Source organism: Thermogutta sp. (assembly GCF_014359955.1).
Classification (GTDB): domain Bacteria; phylum Planctomycetota; class Planctomycetia; order Pirellulales; family Thermoguttaceae; genus Thermogutta.
Map to the genome: position 1 here is coordinate 1 of NZ_JACIYL010000066.1, position 10,510 is coordinate 10,510.

Here is a 10,510-nt window from a genome sequence, read left to right on the forward strand (position 1 = left end):
AATTTTTCTTTCCATGTTTAAATTTTTTTAAATAATTATACAATCGACGGTGTAGAAATTAACCGGCACCTTCTTAGCCGCCGCTGCGGCGACTGAGCGGGTGCCCAAAAAACTGGTTGGGCGTCTAGACAGCGCACAACTGGGTGCATCTATGGGCACATGTCTTGCCATATCTCTGCGCCAATTGTGCCAGACTTTTAGTAGGAGGTCTGGTTATCGTCTGCGGCCATCCTGGGGCATGGCGGCCGTGGAGGCCGCTGTGCACCTGTGGAGACGGCACCATGACGATCTCTCAATTTCTTCCACAGTATCTTGTCTTACGTGTCTCTCACTCGAAGCAGTACCTTGCCAATGTTCGGTTGTGCGTGTCACGCTTTGTCGAAGCAAATGGCGACATTTTCTTGGGCGACATCACGGAGGAGCATATTGGGCGATTCTTGGCTGTCGTAGGCAAAACCGCACGCTCGTCCTATACACTACGAGGTCATCTAGCAATGCTGAAGGCTATCTTGAACGAGGCCTTCAACATTGGCCTGCTGCCTCGGCTCCCCCGATTCCCGCGTATCCGCTTGGAGAAACGAGATCCGGATGCTTGGACAATCGAAGAAGTGCAAAAGCTCTTCAAACATGTGTGGGCCCTTCCAGGATCAGTAGGAGTTATTCCCGCCCGTCTGTGGTGGGGGTCGCTTCTTCTGACGAACTACTACACCGGGCTAAGATTGAGTGCTCTTCTGAATGTGACCTGGTTTCAGATCGACTTTCGCGGTTTTTTGCGGGCCTATACGAACAAAAACAAGCGGGAACAGACATTTGCCCTTCCTCAAGACCTTGTTCAGCTCCTTCGCGAGATTCAGTATCCGCCTCGCGAGAAGGTTTGGGAACACCCATACCGGGACCCAAAGTGGCCATGCAAGGCCCTTCGGCGGATCGTGGACCGGGCCGGCATTCCAGCTCCCAAGAATCTGCACGGGCAACTGTTCCAAAAGATGCGGCGCACCTGCATCACCTGGACCGCCGTGAACGATCTGAACATGGCCACCAGGGTGGCGGGCCATGCTTCGCCGGATACAACCATCAAGCACTACGTGGATCCGCGGATGCTGGGGGCTATCACGCCCATCGTTCCGCGGATCAACATAAAGACGGCATAAGGACGCACACAACCACGCGGTCCCTGTTTAGGCGTGGGCGGTCCACGCCGGGGACCGACCGTGCCCCGCTCCGGCCGCGGTCATGTTCGCTGCCCGCCACACCGTCCCCGCCGCGGCCGGAGTTTTTTTGTATCACGTGCCTTTCAGCCAGCGTTGGAATCGCCACCACCAGAACGATGGACCGGAGAGCGGTTTTCCTTCCCTGGCCCGCTGTCCGAGGGCAAAACCTGTCTCCGTCACGAGGAACCATCCATCCTTGAGGAGGCGGAACAGACCACGCTGGCAAAGCCGCTCGAAGGCCTCCAGGTAGCGGGCGATGGCAGCCGGATCCGAGTGACTGTCGATCAAGATCGACCCGGCATGAAAGACGCAGAATTGGTCGTCGATTTCGATACAGACTTGACGGTCTTCCTGGATGGCGGCCAAGAGCTCGATCTCGGCCCGGGAAAGCCTCGCCAAGCGGGGCCTGAGTGTGCGGAAGGTCCAGACGGCTTGAGCACACAGTTCGGCAGCTTTCATGGCGACTCCTACGTAATCCATCTCGCTGGCTCCTTTCTCTTGGGGCCGTCGGTGGGCGGCGAAACTCTGCCGGCGGCCCTGGGAGTTTTTTCCATCAAGCAGCATGCTGAGCGTCATTTTAGCACCGACTGGAGGTTTCCAAGATGTCCCGACTAACTGGACTGGAGCAAGAGCTAAGACGGAATCTGGCGCGCTTCGGGATTGCCGCCAAAGGGCGGGTAGACGTGCGGGCCGTGGTGGAAGGTGTCCTCAACCTGGTAAGCCAGACGCCGCGGCTTCAGGAGTGCACGACAACCAGTATCGTGGAGGCCGTCCACAAGGCGGTTTCCCTGGGGCTTGACCCGACTGGCACGACGGACGAGGGGTACATCACGCCCCGCAAGCGCCACGCGGTCTTTGTGCCGGGATACCGGGGACTCTTGAAAATCGCCTACGAAAACCCGCGGGTTGGGCTGATCGAGGCCCACGTGGTGCGGGAGCGGGATCATTTCGAACTTCGATACGGCGACCCGGAGGGGCACGTGGTGGATCACCGGCCGCGGCTGAACGTGGCTGAGGGAGAGCCCAATGTTCCCATCGGGGCCTACGCCATTTGCTGGTGGCGGGACTGTCCCCAGCCCCTAGTGGAATGGATGACCGCCGAGGAAATCGAGGCTAACGCGGAACGGAGCGGAAATAGAGACGAGGACTCGCCCTGGCAGACCGACTGGCCGGAGATGGCCCGCAAGACGGTCCTCAAGAGACTTCTCAAGTACATCCCGCTGGGGCCGCAACTGGGGGTCATTCTGCGGGAACGGGACGACGATGGTTCCCTGGAGGAGACGGAAACCTCCGATGTGGGCGTTGCCGACGGCGATTCTGGGCCGAATTACGACGCCCTCATCGGGCAGGCGGCGACTCTGGAGGCCATCGACCAGGTAATCGCCAGTCTGAAGGCCGACGAGGCTTTGGATTCTGAGGAAAAGACCCGGCTTTTCAATCTGGCGGTGAAAAAGAAGCGGGAGCTGCGTGCTGTCAGTGTCTGATGGAAGGCGCAGGGAGTGAGAACGAGGAGTCTGGGACTGCAAAGGAGTGAAGGATGTTGGTGCTATCACGGAAGCTGAATGAAAAGATCATTCTGGCCAACGGTATCACGCTGACAGTGTTAGCCGTTAAAGGGAAAAACGTCCGAATTGGGATTGACGCCCCAAGGGATGTGGTCATCTTGCGGGAGGAACTTCTTCAGAAGAGGAGACCGCAATGCGAAGCTACTTCTCTGTCGAATGGGCACAAGACGGACGGAGAAAAATAGCCGTCGGCAACACGCAGTTTGAGTTTGCACTCTTTCTCGATGAAGAGAAACTGCGTGACCCCCACGCCCGGGAAACCGTAACCGCGTGGGCCCTCGGGCTCTTCAGTTGTCCTGGGGCGAATATTTCCAAGAAAACGATCGACGATCTGTTCGACTACTTAGAGGAAAACTGGCCGCTCCAGCGGCCGCTATTTCCGAGGCCGAAGCTGCGGTTTTGGTGACATTTGCGGAGCACAGGAGCGACGCCGTGATAGATCGTGATTTCATTACCACAATCTTTCTGGTCCCCAGGAACTACCGCATAGAGCGAGAGATAGCAAGCTTAGCCAGGAAGCGCTGGCCTGATGGCGTCGTCCGTCCTGTGTGGACTGTCGGACGGACACCCAGTGGCCGTTTCAGGCTTTATTCAAGTGTGGCCGTGTTCGCCAACGGCGAGCCTGTAGCCCTGGCATACCTCACCAGGGCAGGGGTTGTTAAATGGCACGCCCTATGGCCAACTGAGGTTTGGGAAGAAGAAACATTGTGCCAATAGATATGTTGATCACGCTGAGGTATTTGTTGTTTCATGCTCCGGTTCTGCTAGTCGCGTTCGGCGTAATACTGAAGAGCGATTTGCTTTTGTATTGTGGAGCAACGTCATTCGTGATTAAAGAAATTGTGACTGACGTCTATGCGATAGTGAGAGAGATAGCAAGAAATGGAGCGGAATGGAAGCATGGCAATGTGCAGAGCGAGACCCGCCATTCTTAACTTTAGCAGTGAACGACAAGGAGCGTGTAATGAAGGCAAATATGCCGCAGCAGCGACGGAAATGCATAAGGGAAACGTTCCGCTTTTCAATCGGTTCGTTTAAAGATGGCAAATTGATTGCATATGCAAAAGTCAATCGGCGTGGTGCTGTGTCCTGGTTTAAGCCATGGCCAGGCGAAACCTGGCAGGAGGCATGAGGTGTGTCCCGTCCCGGAGGCGGGACTCGCCGGGCGGTCCGGCGACAGGGATTTGCGGAGTGAAGCTCAGGATGGCTGGTGACTTCATTTTGTTACGGACAACGCTGCCGACATGCAGAGAAGTCCTCATCTTAGCGGACTTGTGTCGGTGCGAGAGCGACCTGATCTTAGGTCGGCTGGCGCGATTCTGGATCTGGGCAGATGCGGAGACCAGCAACGGCGACTTGTGCGGTGTGTCGATCGACATGCTTTCCAAAACGTTGCACATCCCCAAGTCGTTCTTTACGGGGCTGGTCTCTGTAGGCTGGCTTGAGGTCCACGAGTGGGGCCTGAGAATTCCGAACTGGGACAGGTGGTTCTCGGACTCATCAAAGGCACGGTACGGCGAGATCATACGCAAGAGGCTTCAACGCAGTCGGGATGCCCCAAACGGCGAGTTCCGGACAAATGTCCGGACAATTTCCGGACAATGTCCGGACAATTTCCGGACTAAAGAAGAAAGAAGAGAGAGTAAAGAAGAAAGGAGAAAGAAGACAGAAGGAAGATCTAATCCTTCGGTAACACTGGAATGTAATTTACAACCTTCTGGTGTTGGAAAATCTTTGTCTACTGGGGAGACACAAAGCTGTTTTGAGTCTTCCGGTAATGGGAAGCCCATGGTAGACGAAGATTGCGGCGAGACGAAATGTTGCGGCGAGTTCGGGCAAGCCGACTCGCCGCCGTCTCCGGCGGAAGATAACCGCGACGTGCCAGAGGAAGTCGCACGCCTCACATTCCCATGTGATGGGCCGACCAAAGAATGGAAGGTCACGCGGGACGTGTTTGTTTCGCTTCAGGAGGCCTTCTCCACAGTGGACGTGGTGGCCGAGATCCGCAGGGCCTACGAGTGGATTCTCGCGAATCCAGACCGCCGGAAGACCGCGAAAGGGATGCGTCGGTTCCTGTTCAACTGGCTGAGCCGTGCTGTGGACAGCCGATCCACGTCACGAGCGCCGCCGAGTCCACTACTGAGCGACCTGGAAAGGAGGAATCTGGAAGCCACGAAGCTCTGGCTTGCCCAAAAGGAGCAGCAGCATGCCAACTGATGCGGAACGCTTTGCCATTGTGATGAATGCCCTGGGGGCTGCCTTCAATCGGCCGATCACCCCCGCGGTCCTCACAGCCTACGAGATGGGCCTGGATGGGCTGGCCATTGAGGAAATCGAGGCCGCCGCAAAGCGGGCCCTCAAGACGTGCAAGTTCATGCCGACCCCAGCCGAGCTGCGAGAGCTCGCTGGGGGCCTCAAGCCGGAAGACCAGGCCGTGCTGGCCTGGCAGGCCGCCGTCCGGGCCGTCGAGGACTATGGTTGGTACCGCAGCGTGCAATTCGAGGACGCGGCCATTACGGCCACAATCCGCAGCCTGGGCGGTTGGCAGCGGTTTTGCGAGCGGTGTGGCGGCGAGGAGGAGAAGTGGCTCCGGCAGGAGTTTCTCAGGACCTACGCGGCTTACTGCAAGGTCGGGGTCAGCCCGGAAGCGGCACTGCCGCTAGTCGGAGAATTCGAGCGGCAGAACACGCTGTTGGGCTACCGCAACAGGCCTGAGGACCGGCCAGCCCTCATCCCGTGCGAGTATGTACCGCCAGTTCTACGACGGATTGGGCGTTCGGAGGCAGACCGAGAGGCTCTCGCGATAGCCAACGAGCTCGCAAACTCGATGCGAGTCCCAGACTGAAAGTGGGGGCGACAATGGGTAGCGACGAGAAGCCCCGCTGCTGTAATTGCGGGCGTGCCACGTGTGACCTGTACTATCGCAACCCAGGCACGGGATTTCCATGTAAAGACCCATGGTGTGCCGAGTGCTACGAGCGAATGTGGGCGCACTACTGGCGCGCCTTCTGGACAGACCGCGGCAATGTGATCGTTGCATGGGAACGCGTGACGCAAAACAAGAAATACCGCATCCGGAAAAGACGGATAAAGCCGTAGAGATGGAATCAACCAAACAAGCCGTTAGCATCGATCTCCCCTGGCCGCCGACGGCGAATCGCTACTGGCGTCGTGTCAATGGTCGAACGATCCTATCCCGGGCGGCTCGCCAATTCCGAAAGAGAGTCAGGGATTTATGGTTCGTGAAAAAGTATGTTTTAGGAAAGGACGGATTCGCTGACACGGAGGTGCGGGTGGAAATCGACGTGTATCCACCCGACCGTCGCCGACGAGACATCGACAATGTCGTTAAGGCGGTCCTGGATGCCCTCGTGGATGTTAACATCATCGATGATGATTCTCAGGTGAAGGAACTGCGTGTGGTACGGCATGAGTGCATTCCTGGAGGCCAGGTGAGGGTACGAATCACGGAATGACAACCCCCCATCCTCTCGATTCGTTCAAACTCGTCGCGTTGGACGAACTATCCCCGCTGTCACGGCGGTCATTGCTGAACATCCTGGGGATTCGCGGTGCTGAGACCCTGCCGGAAAATACGCTTTCAGATCTGTGTATCTGCGAAGTGGCCGATCCGGATCAGTTGATCCCGGCTTTGAAATGGGCGGAAGAGCGTTGCGGGGCGCGGATCCCCCTCGTCTTTTACCCTGGTCCACCGGTCCGCATTCTCCTCACCCTGCGTGACCTGGGCCCCCTCGCGGCCTGGTATTTCCGGGCCGTTGCTGCGGTTCATGGGTGAGTTTGTTCCAACCTGCTCACAAGCGCGTGGTACACTGACTGTATGAAAGGACGGCGGATCACTCAAGCGAAACGGCAACTGGTGATCACGTTGCACGATCAGGGCATGAACATCACGGAGATTGCCCTGGCGACCGGGGTGCCGAAAAGTTCGGTGGCCCGCATCTGCCGTACTGAGGAAGACCGTCTGCCCGACGAGAAGAAGCCGCTGGGACGGTGCCCCCGGTGTGGCAGGCTGGTGCGCTTGCCCTGCTATGCTTGCTGGTTGGAAACGGCTCCGGAGAGCCGCAAGCGGGCCTGGCGGGCAGCATGGAGAAAATTGGAGAAACGCGCCATGGACCTTGTGAAGGAAATCCAGGAACTGAAACAGGCCATCCAGGACGCTCTCGAGGACGGGCGGATCACACTCCGCGAGGCGATCGTCATCGCCCGCGAGGCGGCGGATGTGGCCGCCATCCTCCTGCCGTTGATCCTCGGCAAGACGGCTGCCATGGAGGCGGAGTCCAAGGAAAAAGAATGACCCGATAGGTGAGGACCGCGCTGATGAGAGCCGCGATACTAGGGATCGTGTTGTCGTTAGTTCCAGCCTGGCTCTGGGCGGGGGAGCTCCAATTCCAGGCGGGCGGGGGTGACCAGCTCACGGTCAAGGCCAAAGCGAACCAGCAAAAGTGGCTGGTGCTCAACGAGAGGATCGTCGTGGCGGCCGTCGTCGATGGTCGCCTTGTCGTTGAGGACTTTAACTGGCCGCCCGGACCACAGCCGATACCTCCTAACCCTGAACCCGGCCCCCAACCCCAGCCGCAACCGGTTCCTGGGCCGAAGACTGTCTTGTGGATCGAGGAGTCGTCAGCGCGGACGCCGTCGCAGGCTGCCGCGGTGGTGGATAAAGCCATCCGAGACGCCCTGGCGGCGGCCCGGTGGACGCTCCGTGTCGTTGACGTAGATGTGGTGGACGAAACCGGGAAGCCACCCGCCGATCTGGCCGGTTACCTGGACGCGGCCCGCCAGGCGGGAGTGCCGCGGGTCTTCATCCTCCAGGATGGACGTGAACTTTATGCCGGAGCTGCTCCTCCCGATCGCTCCTCGTTCATAGCCCTCCTCCGTCGTTATGGCCTGCCGGTAGGGGGACCCGCTGAACAGTCCGGGTCCCCCGCCGGGTCTCGTCCTCAGGAAGTGAGCCCTGTAAAAGAAGATGCGACCGAGCACGAAGAGGAGACACAACCCATGTTGAACGGAACCTGTCCGACAGGGCAGTGCCCGGTGCCAACAGTCCCCATGCGGAGGTGGAGACTCAGATGAGCGACTTGACCATTCTGATCGACGGGAAGCAGTATCACCTGGGCTGTAAACCAAGACTACTCCATCCCGGGGCGGTTTATCCAGTCTTGGGAGCTGATCCTGATCGTCCGGATATCAAGCTGATCCCTCGGGAGCAGTGGGTGGAGGTTGACTTCTCTCACCTGGTCCCGGAGATTCTGGATCAGGACGGGCAAGGAGCCTGCAATGCATTCGCCTCTGTGCAGGCTCTCCACGTTGTGCGAGCGGAAGCCGGTTTACCCTACGTGAAACTCTCACCTGGGAACTTGTACGGCCGCATCAACGGCGGCGTCGATGCAGGATCGACTCTCTCTGACGCGATCATCACGCTTGAGAAAGAGGGCGTCTGCACGGCTCAGACTGTCCCAGAATTGCAGTGGCGACAGCGATATTGGCCACCGACGTGGAGAGAAGAGGCGAAGAAGTTCCGTATCCTTGAAGCCTGGGACTGCCCCAGTTTCGACCACTTAGCCTCGGCCCTGCTGTTAGGGTTCCCGGTGAACCTCGGGATACTCGTGGGTTGGAACTTCCGCGTCGGATCTGACGGCTGGCTGGCCGATTACCGCGGCGGTGGTGGGGGGCACGCGATGTGTGGCGTGGGGCTTCTCTATCACCGGGACCGAAAAACATGGGGCATCAAGGTTGCCAATTCATGGGGAAAAGATTGGGGACAGGACGGCTTTGCCGTTGTGCCGGAGAGTTATTTCAAGAGTACGCCGTTCACGGACGGCTGGGCGGTGCGGGGGTGTGTGGATCCGTCGGGTGAGTGGTAAAGCATCGGGAGGCGAAACGTGACCGACGACCGCTGGGAGAGACTTGAGCAACGGATTGCCGACATCCAATCCGGAATAGCGGAAATCCGGACTATTTACGAGACGCACAGCAGGGCAATTGAAAGGATTGAACGGACACTGTTCGGCAATGGAAATGCCGGACTATGCACCAAGGTTTCGGCCATTTTGTGGATGAGTTCGGCGATTGCCGGGTTCGTGGCCGTGCTATTGGCCCAGGCCATCGCCTCCTGGGTGGGTCGTGGCTGATGGCTAAAAAGGCGGTCTCAAGAAACCAAGCCAGAAAGACACAATCGCCACCGGAGCCGGCGCGTGATCTGGGCGGGCTTTCGCCCCGCCAGCGGGCCTTTTTGCAGGCTTATGAGCAATGCCCATCCGTAGCCGAGGCGGCCCGCCAAGCCAAGATCCACCGTTCCACGCACTACCAGTGGTTGAAGGACGAGGCTTACCGACGTCACTTCCAGGAGATTCAGGCCACTCTGGGCGACGTCCTTCTGGATGAGGCCGTGACGCGGGCCCTGGCAGGGAGCGACCAGCTCCTCCAGTTCCTCCTGCGGGGGCTGAAACCGGAGATCTTCAACCGTCAGCAGGTAGAGGTCCTTCCAGCGAGTGGTTTTGTGGGAATGGCGGTCTGGCAACTGTCCGATGAGCAGCTCGAAGAAGAGATCCAGCGATGCCGTCGGGCCCTCGAACCTTGATGACCGTCGCCGTCTGGCCCTTCTCCTCCGCGAAAAAGCCATTCGTCACGCCCGCCGCGAGCTGCTGGCTTTCACCCTCTTCACGAAACCGGATTACCAGGTTAACTGGCACCATCGACTTCTAGCCGCGAAACTCCAGCAACTAGAGGCAGGGCAGATCAAAAGACTGATTGTCTGTCTGCCGCCCCAGCACGGAAAATCCGAGCTGGTCTGCCGCCGCTTTCCGGCCTGGGTCTTAGGCCGCAATCCTGCCACACGGATCATCGCCTGCACGCATACGGCCACCCTGGCTGAGGCCCACAGCCGGGATGTGCAGCGGATCATGGATTCGCCGGATTATCGGGAAGTGTTTCCCGGTGTCCTGCTTCCCGGCCGGGAATCACGCCTGCCCGGCCGCTTTAAGCGGACGGACGACTACTGGGAACTGGCCCAGGGAGGGTATTTTCGGGCCGCCGGTGTGGGCGGGGCGATCACCGGCCTCCGCTTCGATCTGGGGATCATCGACGACCCGGTGAAGAGTCGCGAGGAGGCGGAGAGCCCGGTCTACAGACAGCGGATCTGGGAGTGGTTCACCAGTGATTTTTTCACCCGCCGGGCCCGCGACGCGCGGATCGTCGTGTGCATGACCCGCTGGCACAAGGATGACCTGGTGGGACGGCTTCTCAAGCAAGCCGAGGCCGAGGGGGAAGCGTGGAATCTGGTGGAACTCCCGGCCCTCTGCCGCGAGGACCGCAAACACCCCCAGGACCCCCGCAGTCCTGGGCAGGCCCTCTGGCCCGGCTTTCTCGATGAGGATGCCCTGGAGAAGACGCGACGGCAGGACCTGCGGGCCTTCGCCGCCCTCTATCAGCAGGATCCGGCGGAAGCGGCCGGCACCGAGTGGCCCGCGAGTTACTTCGGCGACTGGCTCTGGCTGGACGAATCCCGCTGGCCGCCCCCCGTGGACCACTGGATCATGGCCATCGATCCCAGTCGGGGGCGGGCCGATCTGCCCGGGGACGACACGGCGATTGTGGTCCTGGGTGTGGCCCCCGACCGGGCCCTCCTCTACCTGGATGCCGAGATCGAGCCGCGGACCCCCGAGGAGACCATCCGCCGGGCGCTGCAGCTTTACGAGACGTATCGCCCGCGGT

The 10,510-nt window shown here is 59.3% G+C and carries 15 protein-coding genes; 14 read left to right on the forward strand and 1 reads right to left on the reverse strand.

The window, feature by feature from the left end; all coding sequences use genetic code 11:
* Positions 1 to 281: 281 nt before the first annotated feature.
* Positions 282 to 1,151, forward strand: coding sequence for a site-specific integrase (locus tag H5U08_RS03610; protein WP_297030231.1), 870 nt, complete (start codon positions 282 to 284; stop codon positions 1,149 to 1,151).
* A gap of 132 nt (positions 1,152 to 1,283) precedes the next feature.
* Here H5U08_RS03610 and H5U08_RS03615 read toward each other — a convergent pair whose 3' ends face one another.
* Positions 1,284 to 1,691: a hypothetical protein gene (locus tag H5U08_RS03615; protein ID WP_297030234.1), complete on the reverse strand. Its 408-nt coding sequence runs from the start codon at positions 1,689 to 1,691 to the stop codon at positions 1,284 to 1,286.
* Between the two features lie 122 nt (positions 1,692 to 1,813).
* Between H5U08_RS03615 and H5U08_RS03620 the strand changes: the two genes are divergently transcribed.
* The 13 genes from H5U08_RS03620 to H5U08_RS03675 form a co-directional block, all read left to right on the forward strand.
* Positions 1,814 to 2,695: a RecT family recombinase gene (locus H5U08_RS03620; RefSeq protein ID WP_297030237.1), complete on the forward strand. Its 882-nt coding sequence runs from the start codon at positions 1,814 to 1,816 to the stop codon at positions 2,693 to 2,695.
* Between the two features lie 53 nt (positions 2,696 to 2,748).
* The gene (locus H5U08_RS19800) at positions 2,749 to 2,961 is read left to right on the forward strand and encodes a carbon storage regulator (RefSeq protein WP_366493982.1); all 213 of its coding nucleotides are present in this window, start codon (positions 2,749 to 2,751) and stop codon (positions 2,959 to 2,961) included.
* Positions 2,910 to 3,182 carry a hypothetical protein gene (locus H5U08_RS03625; RefSeq protein ID WP_297030240.1) on the forward strand — a complete coding sequence of 91 codons (273 nt, stop codon included), beginning with the start codon at positions 2,910 to 2,912 and terminating at the stop codon, positions 3,180 to 3,182. The genes H5U08_RS19800 and H5U08_RS03625 overlap by 52 nt, the downstream gene beginning before the upstream one ends.
* A 1,382-nt stretch (positions 3,183 to 4,564) precedes the next feature.
* Positions 4,565 to 4,993 (forward strand): hypothetical protein, encoded by a 429-nt coding sequence (locus tag H5U08_RS03630; RefSeq protein WP_297030242.1) that lies wholly within the window; start codon positions 4,565 to 4,567, stop codon positions 4,991 to 4,993.
* On the forward strand, positions 4,983 to 5,621 hold the full coding sequence (locus H5U08_RS03635; RefSeq protein ID WP_297030244.1) for a DUF6475 domain-containing protein: 639 nt from the start codon (positions 4,983 to 4,985) through the stop codon (positions 5,619 to 5,621). The genes H5U08_RS03630 and H5U08_RS03635 overlap by 11 nt, the downstream gene beginning before the upstream one ends.
* Positions 5,622 to 5,814: 193 nt before the next feature.
* The gene (locus tag H5U08_RS03640) at positions 5,815 to 6,252 is read left to right on the forward strand and encodes a RusA family crossover junction endodeoxyribonuclease (protein ID WP_297030246.1); all 438 of its coding nucleotides are present in this window, start codon (positions 5,815 to 5,817) and stop codon (positions 6,250 to 6,252) included.
* Positions 6,249 to 6,572, forward strand: coding sequence for a hypothetical protein (locus tag H5U08_RS03645; protein WP_297030247.1), 324 nt, complete (start codon positions 6,249 to 6,251; stop codon positions 6,570 to 6,572). The genes H5U08_RS03640 and H5U08_RS03645 overlap by 4 nt, the downstream gene beginning before the upstream one ends.
* Before the next feature lie 42 nt (positions 6,573 to 6,614).
* Positions 6,615 to 7,091: a helix-turn-helix domain-containing protein gene (locus H5U08_RS03650; protein ID WP_297030250.1), complete on the forward strand. Its 477-nt coding sequence runs from the start codon at positions 6,615 to 6,617 to the stop codon at positions 7,089 to 7,091.
* Positions 7,092 to 7,114: 23 nt separating this feature from the next.
* On the forward strand, positions 7,115 to 7,870 hold the full coding sequence (locus H5U08_RS03655; protein ID WP_297030252.1) for a hypothetical protein: 756 nt from the start codon (positions 7,115 to 7,117) through the stop codon (positions 7,868 to 7,870).
* A complete protein-coding gene (locus H5U08_RS03660) occupies positions 7,867 to 8,661 on the forward strand; it encodes a C1 family peptidase (RefSeq protein WP_297030255.1) in 795 nt (264 codons plus the stop codon). Before H5U08_RS03655 ends, H5U08_RS03660 begins: the two co-directional genes overlap by 4 nt.
* An 18-nt stretch (positions 8,662 to 8,679) precedes the next feature.
* A complete protein-coding gene (locus tag H5U08_RS03665) occupies positions 8,680 to 8,928 on the forward strand; it encodes a hypothetical protein (protein ID WP_297030258.1) in 249 nt (82 codons plus the stop codon).
* Positions 8,928 to 9,377 carry a hypothetical protein gene (locus tag H5U08_RS03670; protein ID WP_297030261.1) on the forward strand — a complete coding sequence of 150 codons (450 nt, stop codon included), beginning with the start codon at positions 8,928 to 8,930 and terminating at the stop codon, positions 9,375 to 9,377. Before H5U08_RS03665 ends, H5U08_RS03670 begins: the two co-directional genes overlap by 1 nt.
* Positions 9,325 to 10,510 (forward strand): terminase family protein (locus H5U08_RS03675; protein ID WP_297030264.1); only part of this gene is annotated, 1,186 nt, incomplete at its 3' end. The genes H5U08_RS03670 and H5U08_RS03675, both read left to right, overlap by 53 nt.

What these genes read in the sequence shown, in the direction of transcription:
- H5U08_RS03640 (WP_297030246.1), top strand. Translation starts at nt 5,815, where the DNA reads ATGGGAACGCGTGACGCAAAACAAGAAATACCGCATCCGGAAAAGACG.
- H5U08_RS03645 (WP_297030247.1), top strand. Translation starts at nt 6,249, where the DNA reads ATGACAACCCCCCATCCTCTCGATTCGTTCAAACTCGTCGCGTTGGAC.
- H5U08_RS03630 (WP_297030242.1), top strand. Translation starts at nt 4,565, where the DNA reads ATGGTAGACGAAGATTGCGGCGAGACGAAATGTTGCGGCGAGTTCGGG.
- H5U08_RS03615 (WP_297030234.1), bottom strand. Translation starts at nt 1,691, where the DNA reads ATGGATTACGTAGGAGTCGCCATGAAAGCTGCCGAACTGTGTGCTCAA.
- H5U08_RS03625 (WP_297030240.1), top strand. Translation starts at nt 2,910, where the DNA reads ATGCGAAGCTACTTCTCTGTCGAATGGGCACAAGACGGACGGAGAAAA.
- H5U08_RS03660 (WP_297030255.1), top strand. Translation starts at nt 7,867, where the DNA reads ATGAGCGACTTGACCATTCTGATCGACGGGAAGCAGTATCACCTGGGC.
- H5U08_RS03635 (WP_297030244.1), top strand. Translation starts at nt 4,983, where the DNA reads ATGCCAACTGATGCGGAACGCTTTGCCATTGTGATGAATGCCCTGGGG.
- H5U08_RS03670 (WP_297030261.1), top strand. Translation starts at nt 8,928, where the DNA reads ATGGCTAAAAAGGCGGTCTCAAGAAACCAAGCCAGAAAGACACAATCG.
- H5U08_RS03650 (WP_297030250.1), top strand. Translation starts at nt 6,615, where the DNA reads ATGAAAGGACGGCGGATCACTCAAGCGAAACGGCAACTGGTGATCACG.
- H5U08_RS19800 (WP_366493982.1), top strand. Translation starts at nt 2,749, where the DNA reads ATGTTGGTGCTATCACGGAAGCTGAATGAAAAGATCATTCTGGCCAAC.
- H5U08_RS03655 (WP_297030252.1), top strand. Translation starts at nt 7,115, where the DNA reads ATGAGAGCCGCGATACTAGGGATCGTGTTGTCGTTAGTTCCAGCCTGG.
- H5U08_RS03620 (WP_297030237.1), top strand. Translation starts at nt 1,814, where the DNA reads ATGTCCCGACTAACTGGACTGGAGCAAGAGCTAAGACGGAATCTGGCG.
- H5U08_RS03610 (WP_297030231.1), top strand. Translation starts at nt 282, where the DNA reads ATGACGATCTCTCAATTTCTTCCACAGTATCTTGTCTTACGTGTCTCT.